Genomic DNA, 21,242 nt, shown 5'->3' with positions numbered 1-21,242 from the left:
GTGGGTCAGATGCGTTCGATGATGGTGGCGTTGGCCATGCCCGCGCCCTCGCACATGGTCTGCAGGCCGTAGCGTCCGCCGGTCGCCTCGAGGTTGTTGACGAGGGTGCTCAGCAGGCGGGTGCCCGAAGATCCGAGCGCGTGCCCGAGCGAGATGGCGCCGCCCCACGGGTTGAGCTTGGCCGGGTCGGCACCGAACTCGTGCGCCCATGCCAGCGGCACCGGCGCGAACGCCTCGTTGACCTCGTAGGCGTCGATGTCGTCGATGCTCAGCCCCGACTTGGCGAGGATCTTCTTCGTCGCCGGGATCGGCGCGGTGAGCATGAACACCGGGTCGTCACCGGCGACGGCGAACGAGTGGAACCGTGCCCGCGGGGTCAGACCCAGCTTCGACGCCATCTCCTCGCTCATGATCAGTGCCGCGGACGCACCGTCGGTCAGCGGCGACGAGTTGCCCGGGGTGATGTGCCACTGCGCCTCGGGGAACCGGGCCGCGTACTTCTCCGAGTAGAACGACGACTTCAGCCCGGACAGGCCCTCGGCGGTGGTCGTGGCGCGCACCGTCTCGTCGACGGTGTGCGTGACCGTCTCCCCGGCAGCGTTGGTCACGTCGATCGGGATGATCTCCTTGGCGAACAACCCCTTCGACGCGGCGTCGGCGGCACGCTGATGCGACTGCGCCGAGAAACTGTCGAGGGTGTCGCGGTCGAACTTCCACTTGGCGGCGATCAGTTCCGCGGAAATGCCCTGGTTGACAAGACCTTCCGGGTAGCGGGCGGCGATGCCGGGGCCGGACGCGTCCTGCCCGATGGTGGTCGTGCCCATCGGAACCCGCGACATCGACTCGACACCCGCGGCAATCACGATGTCGTAGGCGCCGGCGATCACGCCCTGCGCCGCGAAGTGCGCCGCCTGCTGGCTCGAGCCGCACTGGCGGTCGACGGTGGTCGCCGGAACCGAATCCGGGAACCCGGCCGACAGCACCGCGGTCCGGGTGATGTTGAGGGCCTGCTCGCCGGCCTGGCCGACACAGCCGCCGATGACGTCGTCGACCAGCACGGGGTCGATGCCGTTCCGTTCGACGATGGTGCGCAGCACGTGCGCGAGCAGTTCCACCGGGTGCGTACCCGACAGCGCACCGCCAGGTTTGCCCTTGCCGGAGGCGAGGCGGACTACGTCCACGATCACGGCTCTACTCATGGGATGACCTCTCTGGTCGGTGGATGACCCTTGTCGGGCGGGGTTTGCGTAACCGCGGATATGCACCTCGACGGGTCGAGACCACATTCACAGTTCCTGCCTAGCCGAACTATCGCGGTAGTGCATGGTGCGGCGGTTCGAGGGACCGTCGATCGATAGCAAGCCACCTCGGCCTTCGATGACGCAGGCGTCGGCAACTGGTGTCACCTACCTGCGGATGCAGTCTCTGCTCTCAGAGAATGTGGTGAGCGATGCGGGCGTGTAGCTCACCACTGCCGGCCTCGAAGGACTCCAGCCATTGCGCGCGTTTGTAAAGTCGATGCAGTATGTGCTCCCACGTGATCCCCGTGCCGCCCGACACCTGGATAGCGCTCTCGCATGCCTCCACTGCAGCGGTCGCGGCGGCGGTTTTTGCCGCAGCACAGGCTGCTCCGGCAGACGGGTCATCCGATTCGACACAGCCTGCCGCCCAGTAGGTCAGCGACCGGGCGAGTTCAAGGCTCACATACGAATCCGCCAGCCGATGGGACACCGCTTGATACGTGCCGATCGGCTTGCCGAACTGCACGCGTTCCCTGGCGTGGTTCACCCCCAACTTCAGAGCCGCCCTTCCGACTCCCAGCGACTCCGCCGCGGCGAGGACCGACGCGCGGTGTTGGGTCTGCGTCAGCGCTCGGACGACCCCCTCCGGCTCCACCAAAGTGGTGGACGGTACGTCTCGGAACTCGACTTCGGCCATGCTCCGAGATCGGTCACTGGTCGCCCGTCTACGAACGATTGTGTCCGAGGCCCGGACCTGACAGAGCACCGGCCCGGCGGATCCAACTGCAACAACGACCAATTCGTCCACTTTGTCTGCATCCGGAACAAGGACCTTGCGGCCGGTGACTCGTCCCGCCGGGTCTAGCGAAGTGTGATATCCGTCGGTGCCGGTGATCGCGTATGGAAGCCCGGTTTCAGCCCAGGCCAGAGTCGAGGCGAGGGGTCCGCTCTCGGCTGTTGACTGCGATCGAGGGGTGCGGGCCGCCCAGGTCAACGCGAGCGTCGAATACAACGGCGCGGCCAACAAGACAGCTCCGGCTTCTTCGACAAGAAGGGCATGATCGAGGAGAGTCAGTTCGTCGTCGAGCCAGCCGAGGTCGGCAATCTGCGACCACGCGCTCGGATCCCAGCCGGGCTCGTCATCCACGATCGAGGGGACCCCGTCGAGTGGATACTTTTGGGTCAGAAACTGCTGCGCCGAGTCAGCCAAGAGCCTGTGTTCGTCAGAGAGTGCGAAATCCATGATTTTCCTTAGCGGCTTCGGGGCAAGTCGAGGACTCGTTCGGCAATGATGTTGCGCAAGATCTCCGAGGTCCCGCCCTCGATCGTGTTCCCGCGGCTTCGCAGCTGTTCGTACTGCCAGAACCCGTCCCACACCGCGTCGGGTCCATCGAGTGAACCGTCAGCGCCCTGGATGCTGCGGGCGAGTTTGGTGAGCCGTTGGTTCGCCTCGGACCATGCGAGCTTGGTCACCGATGATTCTGGACCGGGTGAGCCGGTCTTGAGAATGGTCGTCATCGAACGGTAGTTGGTGAATCGGAGTGCCTGGTAGCTCACCCACTCGTGCGCGATGGCATCCCGGATCAGCGGGTCGTCGGCCGGGATTGTTCCATCCCGTCCCCTTTCGTGAGCGAGATCGATCAGGCGTGAGAGGTTTCTTTGAAGCCAGGCGGCCAGAGCGAATGAGGCGGTCCCGCGCTCGTGCTCGAGTGTCGTCATGGCGACCTTCCACCCATCCCCGGGGGCGCCCAGAATCGACTCACGTGGGACGCGGACATCGGTGAAGAAGATCTCATTGAACTCGGACTCACCGGTCAATTGCCGAAGTGGGCGAACCTCGACACCGGGGGAGTGCATATCGACGAGCAAATAGGACAGGCCCGCGTGCTTGGATGCGCTGGGGTCGGTGCGCACGAGAAGGACACACCACCGCGCCAAGTGCGCAAACGATGACCACACCTTCTGCCCGTTGACAATCCAGCTGCTTCCGTCCAGAACCGCTTTCGTGCGTGCCCCGGCGAGATCCGAGCCACTGCCAGGTTCGGAGAAGCCTTGGCACCAGATCTCGTCACCGGACAGCAGGGGAGGGAGGAACCGCCGCTTCTGCTCGTCGTTACCCCACGCGATGATCGTCGGCCCGGCAATATTGAGGCCGACATAGTTGTTGGAGGCGGGCGCGTCGGCCGCAGCAGTCTCCTCATGGAAGATTGCTTGGTAGGTAGGGGCAAGACCCTGCCCTCCATACTCGCGAGGCCACGTCAGCCCCGCATAGCCCGCCTCGTGAAGTGTGCGATTCCAGTTGTGGCGGACCGATTCCAAGTCCGTGTCGGCAGCAGCCTCGCTGGTACCTGTGCCTGTGGGCACATTGTTCGTCAGCCACGTTCGCAATTCTGCGCGAAAGACGGCTTCATCAGGAGTGTCGCGAAAATCCATTACCAGAATCCTCAGTTGTGCGTGACGAGCAAAGGTCAGGTCGTTCGGAAGCGGACCAAGAAGGACGAGTCAGTTACCCGGACGAGACCGCCGCTCCCGAAGCCCAGGGCAGGAAACCGGGCAGGTCCGAGTCGGTCCGACCGGTGAACTGGGGCGCGCGCCTCTCTAGGAACGACGAGATGCCCTCGACACTGTCCGCGCTGCTGAAGGCATGCGAGATGAGTTTGGCGTCGAGCGCGAACGCGGCATCTGGGGTCTGCATGGTTGTCATCTCGACAAGCGCCCGGCGGATGACCGCAACCGAGACAGGCGCCGTCGTCGCGATCAATTCCCGCGCCAGTTCGTAGGCCTTGCGGAGGAGGTCGTCCGTTTCGTAGACGGCTGTGACAAGGCCCGCTGCCAAGGCTTCTGTGGCGTCGATGATGCGACCGGTGATCATCCAGTCCTTGGCGGTGCCCAGGCCGACGATGCGTGGGAGGAACCATAGCGACCCGCCTTCGGGGAAGAGCCCGCGTCGCGCGAAGACGTAACCGAATCGTGCGTCACGAGAGCAGATCCGAAAGTCTGCCGGCAAGATCATGGTTGATCCGACTCCGATGGCGGCGCCACGGATCGCGGCGATCACTGGTTTGTTCATCCGGTACATCGGACGGGCTACGCGTGCTGCCGGTTCGACCCAATCCGGTGCGGTGTGGTCTTCGGTACCGGACTCGCCCTCGGTCATGTCCATACCGACGCAGAAGTTCGCTCCGGCGCCCGTGAGAACCACGGCTCCGACGCCGCTATCGGCGTCCGCGGTCCGCATCGCCGCACCCAACTCATCTGCCATCGAGAGCGTGAATCCGTTTCGGGCAGCGGGTCTGTTCAGTGTGATCGTGGCGACCTGATCGGCCACGTCGTAGGTGATCGTCTTGTACGACATTGTTGTCCTTTACGGTCCCGCGTCTGGGAGGCCCGAATCGGTTGTCGGCGCCTTGTGTGTGCCGATGACCAGTTGTTGTCGGGCGCGCCACGGCGGCATCGCCCGAAGCGGAGGGGCGTTTCTCGGCGAGTGGAGGTATCCGCTCTGGTCCTGGGCGGGATCACAGCCTGTGCCATTCGAACGAGTACGCCTGGTTTGTCCGCGAAGCTGCGTGGCGCCGTGTCAGACGTCGATGGCACGAAGCGGGTGAATCACCGGCTTCGCCGCGAGATGGCTACCGATCGCCTCGATCGCGGCCTTCATATGAGGTGCTCGAGCGTGCCGGTTCAGGTCTTCCTGGCTATTCCAGGTCTCGACGACGATGAAACTTCCCGGCGACGCCTGCGACTCAGAGATCGTGTAGTTGACGCATCCTTCCTCGGCGCGGGTGGCCGAGATCACCGGGGACAACGCGGTGCGCACGTCGTCGGCCGCCTCGGGCTTTGCTTCGAAGATCGCAACCAGATTCACAGTACTCATCTATCGTTCCTTTGGGTAAGTCCGTTGCGACGGCCTTTCCATCGCATCGGTTGATTCGGGATCGGTTCGGGTGGGTGGAGTACGCGTCTTCCCGTACCGGGTCGGCGGTGTAGGTGCAGGGCACCCGGCGCCCCGCCCGCACCTACAGTGATCTGCTTTCTTATCGACGGACTAGGCGGTTAATGCGCCAGCATTCCGCCGTCGACGACGAGTTCTGTGCCCGTGACATAGGAAGATTCGTCGCTTGCAAGGAAGAGCGCTGCGTAGGAGATCTCGCCGGGGTCGGCCAGTCGGCCGATTGGCACGGACACGGCGATCGCCGCCTGAGTGGCTTCGTCAAGCGCCGCCGCAAGCATGGGGGTGATAACTCCACCGGGGTGGATCGAATTCACCCGCACCCCCTGCGAGGCGTACTCAACAGCAGTCGCTTTCGTCATGCCGCGGACCGCGAATTTGGCAGCGGTGTATGCCACGTTCGGCGTGCCGGGCACGTGAGCGAATCCCGCCACCGACGAGATGTTCACGATAGAGCCGCCACCAGCCGCGATCATTCGCGGGAGGGCGGCACGCATGCCGTAAAAGACTCCGTGTTCGTCGACGGCGACCGTGCTGTGGTAGTCAGCATCCTCGAGGTCGGTAGTTGTGACATTCGGGCCGGGCAGCCCTGCGTTGTTAACCAGCACGGTGACCGGACCGAATGCCGCCTGTGCCTGATCGAGCACCGACTCCCACGACTGGGGGTCTGTCACGTCGTGCTTGAGGTAGATCGCATTGCTTCCGAGTTCTTCGGCCAGTTTTTCTCCATCGATGGCGTTGATGTCGGAAATGACAACCTGCGCGCCCTCGGAGACGAACAGTCGTGCGTGAGCTGCCCCCATGCCCACAGCTGCTCCGGTGATAAGGGCGACTTTGCCCTGCAATCGAGGCATCTTCTCTCCAGACTAATAGTGTGAGTTGCGTCTAGGTCGTTCTCGGCAAAGCCGCTCAACTCGGAGTTTCGTGACTTCTGTTCGGAATGTTTCGGCTTACAAAGGAATAGTCCTCTTTGCATGACGTCACACCCGTCATCGCACGTGTCCGACGGCTCGTGCGATGCAGATCCTCGGTGGTGCGATCACGCGGGTGATCGCACCACTTCGGGATCAGGCCTTGTTGCGGTGGTGCGTGGTGCGGTGGACCGGGTCGGTGTCGAGCTTCGGAATGACGTGGGCGCCGACGAGGTCGATCATCTTCTTCGTCCCCTCGAAGGTGTTCGCGCCGCGGCCGATCATGAGCTGGTCGATACCAGTTTCTTCGAACCGCTTGACCTGGGCGAGGACGTCGTCGGGGTCCCCGACGATTGCAGCACCCATTTCGATCATCATATCCAGCGTCGCCTCATCCGGGTTCGGCGGAATCTGCGGCCACTCAGGGAATCCGGGCGGCTTCGGTGCCTGGTCGTGGTACCGCATTGCGTTGCCAACGAGGTAGGAATGGTTGCTGTCGAAGAAGGCGCGGCGTGCGGCATCACGGTCCTCGTCGATGAAACAGGCGAGGACACCGGCCAGGACGTTGTCGTTGACGTACGATCCGACCGGCTCAGCGTCCACGATGGCCTTCTTGTACACCTCGACCGCCTTCACTGCAGGGCCGATGCCTTCGACCGCAAAGCCGAGGACGCCCAGCCCCATACGGCCGGCCATCTCGAAGCTGGACGGGTTTCCGGCGGCATACCACATCGGAGGGTGAGGCTTGCTGTACGGCTTGGGGAGGATCGGACGGGCATCCATCGACCAATGCTTGCCGGAGAAGCCTTCGTAGACCTCCTGGGTCCACATCTTCGCGAACTCGCCGATCGTCTCTTCCCAGATTTCACGGGTGTTGTTGGCGTTCTCGAACTCCGGATAGAATCCGACCACTTCCTGACTGCCGGACCCGCGTCCGGTACCGAATTCGAATCGGCCGTTGGACAGGTGGTCGAGCATGGCTGCGCGTTCCGCGAGGGCTGCCGGGTGGTTGAACCGCGGCAACGGGTTGAAGATGCCCGACCCGAGGTGCATTCGTTCGGTGCGGGCGGTTAACGCCCCGAGGAACACGTCGTTGGCAGACATGTGCGAGTACTCGTCGGTGAAGTGGTGCTCAGGCATCCACGCGTACTTGAATCCCCCGGCGTCGGCGGCGACGCACAGCTCGAGATCCTCACGGATGACGCGATGTTCGGCGCCGGGATCGGACCGTTGCTCGGACGCAGGGACGTAGCCCTGAACGAAGAAACCGAACTCCATCTTGTCGACCTCTTTCTTTCGGTTCGTCAGTTCGATCGAATCTGACGGTGGAATGTGGGTAGCGCAGTCTCGGCGCAGCGCGGGTCTATGCGCCGAAGGAGGGTGGGCGGTGCGCGTTATGTGATGCAGATTACTTTCTACCCAATATAATGATGGGTGTCAACGATCGATTCCTGCAGTTCGATCGTGCGCACAGTGCCGCCCCTTTGGGCGCGCGCCGCAATGCGCTGCGAAGCAGTTGTAACCGGAGATCCAGACGCGAACGTGCCAATCTTCAGGTAGAACTGCGCGTTGACCCAGTACGAGCTAGCCGGGGAACGTGGAACGTCCGGGTGGGGCGGTCTGCGATATGTACCCGCCTGTCATCGGCACCCTCGCTTGGCTCAGGTGTAAAGACCTTCGATCTCGGTGGAGTACTTTTCGGCGATTTGACGGCGGCGGAGTTTGCCCGTCGGGGTCAGTTCGTCCCCGTTCGATACCCAATCGGTCGGAAGTATCGTGAAGCGTTTGACCTGCTCGACGCGGCTGAGCCTCGCATTCGCTGTTTCGACGGCAGCCGTGACGAGTTCGTGTACAGCGGGTTCGGTCGCCAATGCCGACGGGGACGAGTCGGCTAGCCCCATCGAGCGTGCATATGCAGCCGCACCGTCTGGGTCCAGGACGATCAGCGCCGTGACGTAGCGACGGGCATCGCCGATGGCGACAGCCTGACCGATGAGGGGACTGGCATCCTTGAGGACCTTCTCGATGTTGGCGGGTGACATGTTTTTGCCGGCGGAGTTGATGATCAGCTCCTTTTTCCGGTCCACGATCCGGACGAAACCGTCGGCATCGATTTCCGCGATATCGCCAGTGTGGAGCCATCCGTCCTCATCAATCGCCTCGGCGGTACGGATCGGGTCGTTCAGGTAGCCGGGTGTCACGGTGGGCCCGCGCTGCAGCAGCTCGCCGTCGTCGGCAAGCTTCAACTCCACTCCCGGCATCGCCTTCCCTACCGTTCCGGTGCGCCTGTCACCGAGGGAGTTCATCGTTCCGGCGCAGGTGTTCTCAGACATTGCCCACCCTTCGAGGATCGGCAAGTCCAGCGCCGTGAAATAGCCGATCACACCTGGAGGTATTGGCGCGCCCCCGGATCCGCCGTAGTCGAGCTGATCCAAACCGATGTGCGCGCGAGCAGCCGTCCTTTCCTCCGGGGAGAGGACGGACGGGTCGGTTATCCCTTTTGCTTCCAGCGCGGCCTTGAACTTCTCCCATATGCGCGGCACACCGAGCCAGGATGTCGGGCGTGCATCGACCAGCCCGGCGAGAACGTTGTTGGGATCGTCGACGGCAGTGATCGACGACCCGGTGACCAGCGACGAGTAGTGCACCGCGAACCGGTCGGAGAGGTGCGCGGCCGGCAGATACGAGACGAGCCTGCCCGTTGGGCGCAGGGGGACTGCCTGCGCGTAAGAGTCCAACGCGCACATGATGTTGCGGTGGGTCAGTTGAACGGCCTTCGGTGAACCGGTGGTGCCGGACGTGTAGATCAGTGACGCGACGTCGTCCGCCCCTACGGCGCGCCACGCTGCCTCGAAGTCGGGGTGCTCGGCCTCGGGCAGCCCGTCTTCGACCACGATGATGTGTTCCACGCCAGGGGCGGCGACCGCCCGAATCAAGGCCTCGAATCGCCGCTCGGTGATGACCACCCGATTGCGGGAATGTGAGAACAGATACTCGATCTGTTCGGGCGCCGACGAATTGTAGATACTGAAGGCGATCGCGCCGAGATGCAACAACGCGGTGTCAACGAGATTGAACTCCGGCCGATTCGCCAGCATCAGGCCAACGGTGTCACCGGCGCCGACACCCAGTTCGGACAGTCCGCCGGCCAGTCGTTCGACGCGATGCGCGTACTCCGCCCATGTCAGTGCGCTACCGCCCGGGGTACGCAGGGCGGTGAGGTCTCCGTGGCGAGAGGTCGTGACCTGAAACGCCTCGCAGAGGTTAGCGGCGTCAAGTCCTGGCGCGCGGCTGATGTCGAGCAGTGATTGTCCTGATGTCCGCATGTACTATTCCCTTCCCTGTCCGTGGCCGTCGTGTCAGAACACCGAGTAGCCGCCGTCGACGACGATCGATTGGCCGGTGAGGTAGCGCGCACCATTGCCGGCGAGCAAAACCGCAATGGCTTCGAAGTCTTCGGGAGTGCCCCAGCGCCGCAAAGGAATTCGAGTCAAGATCTTGCTCTTCACAGCGTCGCTGTCGAGCTGTCCTTGCTGCATGGAGGTGTCGATCCAGCCGGGGACCAGGGCGTTCACTGTGATGCGGAACCGCGCCAATTCGACAGCGAGTGCGCGCACCACGGAATTGATGGCACCTTTGCTTGCCGCGTAGGGGGCGTATCCGGGGAGGCCCTCAATCGAGCCCAGGCTACTGGTTACCACGAGAGAACCGCCTTCACCTTGCTCGCGCATCTGCCGTGCCGCCGCCCGTAGCGTGTAGAACGAGCCGTCGAGGTTGACAGACAACGTTCGCTTCCAGGCCGCTGTGTCGAGCGTATCTGTCGCGGAAGCCGCTCCGCTGATTCCAGCATTGGCGAAGCAGGAGTCGATCTTGCCGAATCGGGCGACCACGTCCCGCATGCCATTTTCGACAGCCTCCTCGTCGGCGATGTCGACGGTGAACGCAGCGGCAGATACCCCGGGCGCGCGGGCGGAAAGTTGCTGCACCGCGGCTGCGTTGCGCTCCGGGTTTGTCCCCCAGATCGCGACGGCGGCACCTGAATCGATGAGACCTCCGGCGATTCCAAGTCCAATGCCGGCATTTCCGCCGGTGATCACGGCGACGTGATCGGTGAGACGGTGCCACGGGGCGGACACTGTCGTGGTTGCGCTCGGCGCTTCGGATGTGGGCATGTCGATCTCTCCTCTGGGCGTCATCGCCCGGTCCAAGTCGGTTTGCGGCGTTCGATAAATGCGCTCGGGCCCTCGCGGGCGTCGTCGCTGCGCTTCACCCGCTCCGCCAGCGCATACTCGAGGGCGAATCCAGCCTCGAGTCCGAGAGCGCGGACGGCGATCTCCTTCGCTGTAGTGACCGCGAGCGGTGCGTTCCCTGCGATCTCGTTGGCGAGTTCGATGGCCCGGGTGAGAACATCCGTGCGAGGAACGACCTCGTTGACCAGTCCGACTGCGTAGGCGCGGTCGGCGTCGACCGGTCTGCCGGTGAGTATCAGCTGCATCGCGACCGCCCACGGGATTTGCCGTGGAAGGCGTACGTGTGTGCCCGCCGACGGGATCACTCCCCAGCGGACCTCACCCAGCCCGAAGGTGGCTTCGCGGGCGGCGATTCGCAGGTCGGTTCCCAGCATGATCTCGAACCCGCCCGCGATGCATGCTCCGTTCACTGCTGCGATTATCGGCTTGAAGACGTCGGAGAAGAACCGTTTGGACGGGTCCGGCACGACGATGTTCTTGTCACTGCGAATCACCTGAGGAATCAGCTCACCGAGGTCGCCGCCCGCGCAGAAGGCTTGTTCCCCCGCGCCGGTGACGACTATGGCCCGCACCTGCGGATCGGACTGGGCGGTCCGGGAAAAGTCCTCGAGCAATGTCAACAACTCGGGTGTGAGACTGTTGTACTTCTCAGGTCGGTTGAGGGTAATGATGGCAACCTGGCCGCGCAGCTCGTAGAGCGCAGGAGCCGCCGTGTCAGCGCTGTTCATCGATCGGGGCGAAGTATGCGATATCGAGAATCTGTCCGGTGCGCTGCTCGCTCCATACCGCCTCGACGCGGTCTCCGGGCCGGAGATCGCGGACCGTGCCAGCGCTGTCGAACTCGACGTTGCCGATGTGGTGGTGGAGCAGACCGTCGGCGCCGTCGAGGCGGATGGTTGCCAGCACGAATGGCGGCGGCGGCCCGCCGGGTGCGATATGGACAACGGTGAAAGCGTCAATCACCCCGGTCTGTGCGATGTCGACCCACTCGTCGACGGGGTGCATGCAGCGCTCGCAGTACGCCTGGGGGGGAACGAACGTCCATTGACAGTTCGTGCAGCGGGTACCGCGGATCTGCTGGTCGCGCAGACCTGCCATGAATCGTCCGGCCGTCTGGCCCAGCTTGAACTGGAAGTTCAAATCCCAACGGACGGCGATTGTTGCCGCCTCTTCCTCAATAGTCATCAATCTTCCTTGCTTCGGTCCTGCGGGTCACGCTCGAGCACCCCGAGGACGTTGGACATGAACCAGGTCGAACCCATCGAATGGGCGATTCCCCGGCGTGCGCCGTCGACCTGTTCTCCGAGTGCCTGACCCATCAGCTGCAGTGCCACATAGCCGAACGGTGCGAGTTCGGCCGCGACGCCGGCGTTGCTGCACAAAGGTCCGCCCGACACGTTGACCGGAAGGTCGCCGCCGACCCGCGTGGCTCCGCTCCGCAGCAGGTCACCGGCTCTTCCCGGCCCACACAAGCCGAGTGCCTCGTACTGCATCAGTTCGAATGGGGCATAGGGTGAAAAGATCTCAGCGACATCGAGATCCTCGCGAGGACGAGTGATACCTGCCTTCGCGAAAACCCGCTCCGCCAGCAAAGCCAGGCTGTACATCGCACCAACATCCTGGCGCCCGGACACCCGCCCGGTATCGGCGGACGATCCGATCGCTCGCACCCGAACGATCGGATTGCGCAGGTCATGCGCACGCCGTTCCGACGTGAAGAGCAAGGCCGTCGCCGAGGACGAGACCGGGCATACCATCCCGACACGCAAGGGCGTTGCGAGTAGCGGGCTGCTGAGGACGTCTTCGATCGTGACCTGATTGCGCAGGTGCGCGTTCGGGTTCGACCCTGCGTGGTCATGCGCCTTTACAGCGACCAGCGCGATGTCGGTGTCGGCGATCTGGTGGCGCTGCTGGTATGCGGCCGCCATCGACGCGCCGATGTGTACCGGACCGATTCCGAGAGGTGGCTCGATGGCGGCGAACGTCTTGCTGAGCGTCTTCTGGAAGTCGACGACACCATCGAAAGTTGGTGGACCCACACATAATACGGATTCATAGTCCCCCGATCGGACGAGGTGTGTGGCCACTTGCGGCAAGGTCGCACCAGTTGCTCCGCCGCAGGAGACGACGAAGACTGGGACAGGCCCGAGGCCGAGCTGCTGGGCGATATGGCGGCTGCCGACATTCGTTGGTTCGAGGCCGTCGATCTGACCGATCACGATGGCATCGACGAGATCCGGGGTGGCCCCGGCGTGCGCGAGTGCGGCAGCTGTCGCTTCCTGACACAGTTCTGCCCGGGAGCGGTTCTGGCGGTGCGACGCGACACTCGTGGTCATTCCGACCCCGGCGACAACTGCTTCGGTCATGAGACGCGCTCCAACACGTGCACGGTACTGGTTGCTCCGATCGGCCCGGTGAGATTGTCGACGCTGTGTACGAGCGCACGGCTTCCCCGCCTGCCGTGGTTGTCGAGCCAGTCCACTGCCTCGAGAACGCGCAATGCTCCGTTCGCGGCGCCTGCGTAGGCGCTACGGGCCCCGCCGGACGGGTTCAGGCGGGCATCGTTAGGCGCCCAGTCGATACCCAGGGCCTCGCACAGCGGGTCGACGAGCGCCGGCGTGGGTGCCGTGAACTCGACGACGTCGAATTCACGGTTAGGGAAATCGACGTCGGCCCTTCGGTATGCGGCCGCGGCGGCACGCCGGGTGCTCGCCTGCGGGTCTGTGACCCATTCGTTCACGGCACCGTTTCCGCCGTTGGAGATTCCGTGCCCCCTGATTGCAGCGCGTGGCCGCGGGCACAACTGTGCGCGTGCCGGCGAGGCGAGCACCAGCGCTATCGCCCCGCTGACCGGCGCGGGCAGCATCAGTTCCGTAATCGGGCTGGATACCTGCGGTGAGGCGAGTACCTGCTCGGCGGTAGCCACCGTGCGACGCCCGCTTCGGGGGCGGCCCGAGCCGCGTGAGATTTCATTCGCGGCGATCGTTGCCATCTCTTCGATCGTGGTCTCACCTAACGCGAGCTGGCGTGCCGCGTGCAGCGCCAGGCTCGTTGTAGCGGTGAGCCCGACCGGACGCTCGTAGAGCGGTTCGAGCGACAGGGCGGCGACGCGCTCGGCGAACTCTTGTTCGGCCAATGCGAACGACGCCCCGGACGCCGGGTAATGCAGGCCCACGACGATGGCGATCTCGGCGTCGCCCGCGGCGATCGCCGCACCCGCGCTGACCAGCGCGACACCTGCATCATCCTCGAGCCGGTACTCATTCGTCATCCATCCGGCAGCGGACGGGGTTGTCACGCTGTTCGACATCGCGGTCCCGTCGAAGAGATCGATCGAGGCGACCACAGACAGATCCACTTCTGCCCGTGAGACGCCGGCATCTTGCAAAGCCCTGAACGTAGCGTCGAACACCACTTCGTCGATGGACCCGTTCTGCGGCTTGGTCATCCCAGTTTCTGCCATTCCCACAATGACGGGGTTTCGCCTCGTCATGATCAGTACGACCTCGGCAGGCCGAGCGAATGCTGGGCAACGTAGTTGAGAACCATTTCGCGCGAGACCGGTGCAATCCGGTAGAGCCGCGCGATCCAGTACGCGTCAGTCAGGCCCGTCTCGAGGGCCATCCCATTGCCGCCGTGCACCTGGATCGCCTGGTCGATGGCGTGCACCGCCGCGTCGGCGGACGCCATCTTGGCGATGTTCGTCGACTCACCGGCGTCGACGCCCGCGTCATACAGCGCGGTCGCCTTCGCGGTCATCAACCGCGCCAGTTCCAACTCGATCTTGGCCTCCGCGAGCGGATGGGCAACGCCCTGATGCTCGCCGATCGCTACACCCCACACGTGGCGGTCGTTGGCATACCGGGCCGCCTTGTCGAGCGCGAACCGCGCCAGGCCGTTGCACGTGGCAGCCGCCAGGATTCGTTCAGGATTCAGGCCGTCGAACAGTGGCCTCCAGCCTTCATTCTCAACACCTACGAGCTGGTCGGCCGAGACCTCGACGTCGTCGAAGAACAACTGAAAGGACTTGCCGCCGACCATGGGGGCGGTGGGGATGTGTTGACGGACCAGACCCGGTGCGTTCGGATCGACGATGAACAGCGACAGAAGCCCATGCCCGGACCGCTCGTGCGTGCCGGTGCGCGCCACCACCAAGATCGCATCCGCTCGATCGGCTCCGGAGCAGAAAGTCTTCTGACCGTTGATCAGGTAGCGGTCACCGTCGCGCCGGGCCGTGGTGGTGATGTTGTGCGCATTCGATCCCGCATCAGGCTCGGTGATAGAAAACGCGAATGTCACCTCGCCAGCGGCCAGTCCGGGAAGCCATCTCAACTTTTGCTCGTCGCTGCCCCAACGGCTCAGAATGCAACCGACGATGGCGTGCACGATCATCTGTTGGACGGGGCAGCCGGCGGCGGCAGCTTCCTCGACAACAATCGCCAACTCCGTCAAACCCTCGCCGCCACCATCGAATTCGCTCGGCAGGTGAACTCCGAGGAATCCGTTCGCGCCCAGCTGCGCCATCAGGTCCACCGGCTGCTGGTACTGCCGGGCCATTTTCGTGTAGTACTCCCAGCCAAAGCTGCCGGCAATGGCGCGCACGGCACTTCGTAGAGCGGCTTCCTCGTCCGTCGGGAGCAGGGGCATCGTCACCGCGCTCGAATCTACGGTCGTACTCATCGCGGCGACTCCGTCCTTCCGGCGGTGGTAGGACCCATCCAGACGGTTGGTGCCTGTTTCGATGCTTCGCTCATGGACTATCAATTCTCCTCGAGATACGCGTTGAAGTACGCGCCTGTAGTGGCCCGGGCAGCCACCGTGTCTGCGTGGTGCAGCGATGCGACGCTCGTGGGTGGTCTACGCCTGCTATGTCCGGGTGGGGTCTTCACGCCGGTGCTTTGGGCTGGCCGACCAACTCGTGTCGCCCTCTGTCGGCGTTGCCCGGTGATCTTGGTAGTGCCGTGTCCGCGCGTGAACACCGCAGGTAGGGCTGGCGATGTTCTACTGCGTCGACGTATCGGCGTTCGCCGCGGAAGAGATTGCTGCGAGTCTCGGCGGATGTCTACCAGGGTCGGTCGTCGCTTACCGAGCGCCGACGTGGCGCTGGATGAACTTGCCGATCTCCTCGATGGCGGCCTGCCCTTCGGGTAGCTGGTCAGCGAACATCTGGTAGACGTGGATCATGTCGTAGCTAAGTTGCAGGTCGACGTCCACACCGGCCTTGCGTGCGTTCTCGGCAATTCGAATCGCATCGTCGAGAACGATTTCAGCCGTTCCCGCTTGGACCAGTAGTGGCGGGAGCCCCGTGAGGTCGCTGAACATCGCTGAAGCACGAGGATCCGTGGCGTCTCCTTCACCGATGTACAGAGCCACTCCCTGTTCGGCGGCGCCGCGGGTGGTATTGATGGGGTCGAGGGACTCATTGGTGTTCAGTGAATTTGCGGATAGTGTGAGGTCGCCGAACGGTGAGAGCAGTGTCAAGGCGGCGGGCAGCGGATCCCCGGCGTCGCGAAGAGCGACCACGGCGGCGAGGGCGAGACCTCCGCCGGCGGAGTCCGCCGCGATTGCGATGTTGTGCGGGGATATCCCCTGGTCGGTTATGAGGCCGCGGTACACCGCGACGACGTCGTCGAATGCTCCGGGGAACGGCGTTTCCGGGGCGAGTCGATAGTCTGGAATGAACGCGGAGGCGTCCGACACCCGAGCGATCCGCGCTGCAAGACCGCGGTAGCCGAATGACGAGCCGAGTATGAATCCGCCGCCATGGACATAGAGGACGACAGTCGATCCCGAGGTGGGAGTGCTGACCCAGCGTCCTGGGATCCCAGCGACGGTGCTCTCCGCGACCACAACATCGTCGGCGGGCTCCGGCAACATGTTGTCGAAACCTTTGCGGAGGCTCGCAAGATCAGCAGTCGGCGAGTGCCACGCACCGTATGCTTCGGTCGCAACAGCGTTCGCTCGTTCGGAAACCATGGCGTCGAGATCCTTTTCGCTTTGAGGGCACGGGTTTATCCGCGAGAGTGTCCGGGCTGGACGATATTCGCTTGCTGCTCGCTTGGTGTCGAAACAGTCGAGTCGAGGACTGGCAGGCAATCCTTGCGCGATCCCTTTGTCGGTCTATCGAATTGGCGGATCGCGCGCTCGGCATCATGTAGCCCGGCAATGGGGATGCGACGCCGGACGATTTCGATCGCGAGCACTTCATATGTGATGTAGATCAATTTCTACACCACATAATTTTGGTCGTCAATGGCCAAACCCGATGAAAGTCGACGGCACCGCTAACGAGCGGGGACGGAACTTGGTCGTGCACCGCCCAGGCAGCGTTGTGGGCGCAACCATGTGTGGCCGGGCTGTGGTGATGCACAGGCCGAACCGCCCCTCCGTACCTAATTGTGTTGGGGCTGCTGTAGCGCTGCGCCGTGATCGGCGGGGGAGTGGGGGAGCGGTGTCGAGCACGCAATCGACGAAAGAACCCCTCCGCCGTTGATGAAGCGTCGGCCTCAGCGAAGGTTGCCGGGCGGGGAGGGTTCGGTTTCGTACACCAAGAACCGTCGGGGAGGCGGGATCGCCGACGTTGAGGGAAGAGGTCCTGTCAGTGACGCAAGAGCTAGGGCTACCAGTGCGTCAGTCTCACCGCAGGAGGTCGAGATACCGTCAGGATGAGCGAGTGGCACCGTCGCGCCATGGTCGGCAGTCGGTTGGGTGGGTGGGACTTCAGCAGGGCCAAACTCGCGATGCTAACCGTTCTCACACGAAGTGCGAGGTGGTGCGTGAGTCCACCCCCGGCGATGCCGGATTGTCGTGGCGATGGGAGGCGGATCGATTGGGCACCCATCGATGCGGGGGTGGTTGCCGGTGCGCAGTGCGATAGGGATCCCGCTGTCTATGTGAAGTTCGCCGACAGCGCCCCGTCGAGGACTAGCTTTACCGTCTCGTCCGCGATCTCCGATGGCGTGAGGGTGTCCGCGGGGCCGCGAAAGGCGCGGTGCAGGATGGGTCTGACGGCGGCGAGAAACACTGGAAGGGCACCAATCGCGTAGAGGAGAATCTCGCGGTCGAACTCCTTGAACTCGTCAGCCGCGCAACCGAGTTCGATCGCCTCACGGACGGCCGCGAAGTATGGTTCGGCGAGTGCGGCAAGCGCGCTATCCGCTGCGGCCGTTCCGTGTACCAGGAACTGATCGAGCAGGAACTGGGCCAATTGCGGGCGATCGACGACCATTTTCACCACAGCCGTCAGCCCCGACCGCAACTGTTTCGACCCTGCGTCAGCAGGGATGGCGCCGGCGCCCGCACGGTACGCCGCGACGAGGTCGGTCACGACCACCGCAGCAACCGCCTGGTACAGACCCCGCCTACCGCGGAAGTAGTACGTGACCAGGGCTGGGTCGCAGCCGGCTCGGCCCGCGACAGCTCGCGCGGAAACTGCTTTTCCGTTCTCTTCGATCAGCTCGATCGCCGCTTGAACCAGCCGGTGTTCAAGCTCCGGATTCTGCGTCGTCGGACGGCCACGTGGCCGAGGGGTTCGTGTCGGCTTACCCAAAATTCTGGCAGCGGCCCGCGCAACCTCTGTCATCAGCGAGAGCGCGTCCGGAAAGCACTCTGCCACGAGTTGGGTGTCATAGCCGACGGCTTCGGCCACCTTGTGGGGCGTCAGGTCTGCGTCGGGTTCTTCACGCATCATGTCGAGCGCCGCCTCGACAAAGGCGGCCCGCACTGTCGCAGGGACGACATCGGTCGGGTGCGAGACCGCCGAATGCCCCAGAGCCTGCGGCTTCGACTTTCGCCGCCGAGGCTTGGGTGCTCCGTTCGTGCTCCCGGTACCGAGAACCCCATGGAGAACGACCTCCGCGAGCTGCCACGAGAATGCCTCGGCGTCGTATTGCGAGCCGCGGACGGATGGATTCCGCCTGAACCACGGCTCAAGAAACCAGCGGAAGATCGTGATCGACACAAGGGTGTACATCAGGCCTCCGTGGTGGCCGTGCAGGCCCACCGCCTGACGGCTACGTTCTAGTGCTCGTTGTACCTCCTCGAAGTAGGGCATCCCAAGATCGTGGAGCACCTCATCAGTGTGGGGGTCACCGTTCAGCAAGAGTTCCGCAACGTACAGCTGGGCCAGCAGCGGCTCACGCGCAAGAACGGCGGCAGGATCGGCAACAGCTGCGTGCAACGCCTGATCTAGGTCACCCTTCTCGGCATACTGCACCGTCATACGGTTTCGTAGCATGACGAACGTTTCTCGGGCAATAGCCGCAATCAGTCCGCTGCGGCCGCCGAAGTAGTACGTGACGAGGGCTGGGTCGATTCCGGCGGATTCCGCGATCTCCTTCGCGGAGACCCTCACCCATGGCTTCGATCCCATCAAGGCCAGACCCGACCGAATAAGTGCATCGCGCGGCGCACCTTCTCGTCCGTCCGGATGACGCGCGTTCCCTGTGTCGACCATGGGCATAGTTTCCCAGGTGTTGCTTGTCATAGCCTTGACCACCACCCTTATGGTGTGTAGAAATAGATCTACATCACATTAGCGAGGCGTTGCCTTGATGGAAGTCGAAGCCACACCTTCCACTGCGGAGCCAACTTTTGTGCGAACCAAACCGGCACACGAGCAGGCGACCGATACAGAATTGGGGGTGCCGAGATGACATATATTTTGCCTGCTCAGGGCGAAATCCGTGCCGCCCCAGTCGGCGCCCATTCAGCTCGTTCCTCGTGTGCGCCGGCGGTACCCGTGCGAATGGACTCCGTGTCCTGAAGCGGGTAGTTGGTCCTGAGCACCAGCCGCGCTTACGGAAAACCGGGTGACCCGAGAGGATCGGATCGGGGTTTGTCCCACTGGCTCTACCTGTTGGGCGAGAGGCACACAGGATGCTCAGGTCGATTTGACGTTTGCAACTACTCGCTTTCGGTGCCGCTCCCTACCTTCTCGGCCTTGGCGTCGACGCACCACCGCAACACCATTTTGCTTGAGTCTCGATGGAGGATGATATGAGCACGGAAACAACCGAATCTCAGGCGCAGGCGTTTCGCGACGCCATGGCGGCCGTGTGCACACCGGTATCGGTGATCACTGCAATGGAAGGCGATCGTCCGCACGGTACGACGGTCAGCGCTTTCGCCTCGCTGTCGGTTTCACCGCCGATGGTTTTAGTGGCACTAGATTCGGGCTCCGATCTACTGGAGATCATTCGGTCTCGCCGCGCGTTCGGTGTCAATATCCTGGGCACTGACCAGCAAGGGGAGGCGCTGTCTTTCGCTCGCAAAGGCCTCGACAAGTTCGAGGGAGTGCCCTGGACTCTCACCGGCGGATCGCCGCGTCTTCCCGACATATGCGGCTGGCTCGCCTGCGAGGTAGCCGACTTCGTCCCCGGCGGCGATCACGTCATCGTGCTCGGAAACGTTCTCGAGGCGGAGTCGAATCCAAGAGATCCCCTCACCTACCACTCTCGTGTCTTCGGCACTCATAGAGCTCTCCAGGAAACGGCGTCATGACCTCGACCTCGACCTCGGTGCAACGGGCCGTCAACGCAATAGCGGCCGGCCGGCTCGTCATCGTGACCGATTCCGCTGATCGTGAGAACGAGGGCGACCTAGTTGGCGCGGCTGCGAAGGTCACCTCCGAACAGATCGCCTTCCTCGTTCGCCACACGACGGGAATCGTATGCGCTCCGATGTCAGCCAATCGGGCCGACGCGCTCAATTTGCCCCACATGGTCGTCGACAACACAGACAGTCACGGAACCGCATTCACTGTGTCCGTCGACTACCACGACGTCGGAACCGGCGTCTCTGCCGCCGACCGTGCACGCACCCTCCGAGCGCTTTCAGACCCGACTACGCGCGCTGATCAACTACGCCGGCCCGGGCACATCTTTCCGCTGCGTGCTCGCCCTGGGGGCGTTCTGGAACGGCCCGGGCACACCGAAGCTGCTATTGATCTCATGACTTTGGCCGGCGAGGAACCAGTCGGAGTTATCGCTGAGATCGTCAACGACGATGGAACCATGACCCGGGGACGAGCCCTCCAGCAATTCGCCGATGAGCACAACCTGCCAGTTGTGACGATTGCAGAGCTCGCCCAGCACCGACGTTCACTCGGACATGAACGTGTCCCCCCTTCCGAAGCGCATATCGAGTTCGTCGCCAGCTCGACCATGCCGACTCGCTTCGGTAACTTTCGTGCCTACGCCTTCCGGTCCCCTGCCGGGACCGAACACCTCGCTCTGGTGATGGGTGACGTTGAGGCCGCGAGCAACTCCCATCCTGGCCCGCTGGTGCGCCTGCACAGCGAGTGCCTTACCGGTGACATTCTCGGATCCCTCCGCTGTGATTGCGGAGCGCAACTTGAAGCCGCCTTCCGTGCAATTGCGGAAGAAGGGTGCGGTGCGATCGTCTACCTCCGCGGTCACGAGGGACGCGGCATCGGACTGGCTCCGAAGATTGCCGCATACGCGCTTCAAGATTGCGGATTCGACACGGTTGATGCAAACACCGCCCTCGGCTTCGAGGTGGACGCACGCACGTTCGCCGATGGGGCGGGAATTCTCAAACACCTCGGGGTTCACCGGCTCAGGCTGATAACCAACAATCCGGTAAAGATCCGGGAACTCGACGACCAAGATCTTACGATCGTCGACTGTGTGTCGCTGCCGACTACCCGTAGCGTCCACAACATCCGTTACCTGCGCGCGAAGCAGCAGCGAATGGGACACCGCATTGTCCTCGATGACATCGAAATGTGCGTGGACAGCAGCTCCGACCGTTGATTGTGAATCGTCACAGATCTTGTGGCGGGCCATTTCTCAGTAAGGAGAAACCGGTGCGCGAATTTCCACTCGGCGAGACCGAGTGCGAGGTGTGTGGATACCCGGCGATAGCGCTA

General features: G+C 63.4%; 18 protein-coding genes. 2 read left to right on the top strand and 16 right to left on the bottom strand.

The features are described from left to right. Nucleotides 1-5 precede the first annotated feature (5 nt). The 16 genes from ACFTZB_RS05635 to ACFTZB_RS05560 form a co-directional block, all read right to left on the bottom strand. Nucleotides 6-1,199: a thiolase family protein gene (locus ACFTZB_RS05635; RefSeq protein ID WP_378430499.1), complete on the bottom strand. Its 1,194-nt coding sequence runs from the start codon at nucleotides 1,197-1,199 to the stop codon at nucleotides 6-8. Between the two features lie 232 nt (nucleotides 1,200-1,431). Next, nucleotides 1,432-2,484: an acyl-CoA dehydrogenase family protein gene (locus tag ACFTZB_RS05630; RefSeq protein WP_378430498.1), complete on the bottom strand. Its 1,053-nt coding sequence runs from the start codon at nucleotides 2,482-2,484 to the stop codon at nucleotides 1,432-1,434. Between the two features lie 8 nt (nucleotides 2,485-2,492). After that, on the bottom strand, nucleotides 2,493-3,674 hold the full coding sequence (locus ACFTZB_RS05625; RefSeq protein WP_378430497.1) for an acyl-CoA dehydrogenase family protein: 1,182 nt from the start codon (nucleotides 3,672-3,674) through the stop codon (nucleotides 2,493-2,495). 73 nt (nucleotides 3,675-3,747) lie between these two features. Continuing rightward, a complete protein-coding gene (locus ACFTZB_RS05620; RefSeq protein ID WP_378430496.1) occupies nucleotides 3,748-4,569 on the bottom strand; it encodes an enoyl-CoA hydratase-related protein in 822 nt (273 codons plus the stop codon). Nucleotides 4,570-4,818: 249 nt separating this feature from the next. Beyond that, on the bottom strand, nucleotides 4,819-5,115 hold the full coding sequence (locus ACFTZB_RS05615) for a putative quinol monooxygenase (protein WP_378430495.1): 297 nt from the start codon (nucleotides 5,113-5,115) through the stop codon (nucleotides 4,819-4,821). A gap of 179 nt (nucleotides 5,116-5,294) precedes the next feature. Then, nucleotides 5,295-6,044: a glucose 1-dehydrogenase gene (locus ACFTZB_RS05610; RefSeq protein ID WP_378430494.1), complete on the bottom strand. Its 750-nt coding sequence runs from the start codon at nucleotides 6,042-6,044 to the stop codon at nucleotides 5,295-5,297. Between the two features lie 213 nt (nucleotides 6,045-6,257). Beyond that, nucleotides 6,258-7,379: an LLM class flavin-dependent oxidoreductase gene (locus ACFTZB_RS05605; protein WP_378430493.1), complete on the bottom strand. Its 1,122-nt coding sequence runs from the start codon at nucleotides 7,377-7,379 to the stop codon at nucleotides 6,258-6,260. A gap of 383 nt (nucleotides 7,380-7,762) precedes the next feature. Next, entirely contained in the window at nucleotides 7,763-9,427 is a 1,665-nt protein-coding gene (locus ACFTZB_RS05600; protein WP_378430492.1) for an AMP-dependent synthetase/ligase, read from the bottom strand. A gap of 33 nt (nucleotides 9,428-9,460) precedes the next feature. Then, the gene (locus ACFTZB_RS05595; protein ID WP_378430491.1) at nucleotides 9,461-10,273 is read right to left on the bottom strand and encodes an SDR family NAD(P)-dependent oxidoreductase; all 813 of its coding nucleotides are present in this window, start codon (nucleotides 10,271-10,273) and stop codon (nucleotides 9,461-9,463) included. A 20-nt stretch (nucleotides 10,274-10,293) separates the two neighbouring features. Continuing rightward, nucleotides 10,294-11,079 carry an enoyl-CoA hydratase/isomerase family protein gene (locus ACFTZB_RS05590; RefSeq protein ID WP_378430490.1) on the bottom strand — a complete coding sequence of 262 codons (786 nt, stop codon included), beginning with the start codon at nucleotides 11,077-11,079 and terminating at the stop codon, nucleotides 10,294-10,296. Further along, nucleotides 11,066-11,536 carry a Zn-ribbon domain-containing OB-fold protein gene (locus ACFTZB_RS05585; RefSeq protein ID WP_378430489.1) on the bottom strand — a complete coding sequence of 157 codons (471 nt, stop codon included), beginning with the start codon at nucleotides 11,534-11,536 and terminating at the stop codon, nucleotides 11,066-11,068. Before ACFTZB_RS05585 ends, ACFTZB_RS05590 begins: the two co-directional genes overlap by 14 nt. Continuing rightward, nucleotides 11,536-12,279 carry a thiolase family protein gene (locus ACFTZB_RS05580; RefSeq protein ID WP_378430488.1) on the bottom strand — a complete coding sequence of 248 codons (744 nt, stop codon included), beginning with the start codon at nucleotides 12,277-12,279 and terminating at the stop codon, nucleotides 11,536-11,538. Before ACFTZB_RS05580 ends, ACFTZB_RS05585 begins: the two co-directional genes overlap by 1 nt. A 434-nt stretch (nucleotides 12,280-12,713) precedes the next feature. Next, nucleotides 12,714-13,799 carry a hypothetical protein gene (locus ACFTZB_RS05575; RefSeq protein WP_378430487.1) on the bottom strand — a complete coding sequence of 362 codons (1,086 nt, stop codon included), beginning with the start codon at nucleotides 13,797-13,799 and terminating at the stop codon, nucleotides 12,714-12,716. Nucleotides 13,800-13,846: 47 nt separating this feature from the next. Next, nucleotides 13,847-14,998, bottom strand: coding sequence for an acyl-CoA dehydrogenase family protein (locus tag ACFTZB_RS05570; RefSeq protein WP_378430523.1), 1,152 nt, complete (start codon nucleotides 14,996-14,998; stop codon nucleotides 13,847-13,849). Nucleotides 14,999-15,433: 435 nt separating this feature from the next. Beyond that, nucleotides 15,434-16,447: an alpha/beta hydrolase gene (locus ACFTZB_RS05565; protein WP_378430486.1), complete on the bottom strand. Its 1,014-nt coding sequence runs from the start codon at nucleotides 16,445-16,447 to the stop codon at nucleotides 15,434-15,436. Nucleotides 16,448-17,240: 793 nt separating this feature from the next. Continuing rightward, on the bottom strand, nucleotides 17,241-18,806 hold the full coding sequence (locus tag ACFTZB_RS05560; protein WP_378430485.1) for a TetR family transcriptional regulator: 1,566 nt from the start codon (nucleotides 18,804-18,806) through the stop codon (nucleotides 17,241-17,243). A 542-nt stretch (nucleotides 18,807-19,348) separates the two neighbouring features. Between ACFTZB_RS05560 and ACFTZB_RS05555 the strand changes: the two genes are divergently transcribed. Beyond that, a complete protein-coding gene (locus tag ACFTZB_RS05555; protein WP_378430484.1) occupies nucleotides 19,349-19,852 on the top strand; it encodes a flavin reductase family protein in 504 nt (167 codons plus the stop codon). Next, nucleotides 19,849-21,126 (top strand): 3,4-dihydroxy-2-butanone-4-phosphate synthase, encoded by a 1,278-nt coding sequence (ribB, locus tag ACFTZB_RS05550; RefSeq protein WP_378430483.1) that lies wholly within the window; start codon nucleotides 19,849-19,851, stop codon nucleotides 21,124-21,126. Before ACFTZB_RS05555 ends, ribB begins: the two co-directional genes overlap by 4 nt. The last annotated feature ends 116 nt before the right edge of the window (nucleotides 21,127-21,242 follow it).

The sequence above is a fragment of the Rhodococcus sp. NPDC057014 genome (assembly GCF_042673295.1).
Taxonomy (GTDB): Bacteria; Actinomycetota; Actinomycetes; order Mycobacteriales; family Mycobacteriaceae; genus Rhodococcus_F.
Note: the sequence above shows the minus strand (reverse complement) of the source record. Positions and strands in the feature narration are given on the sequence as shown.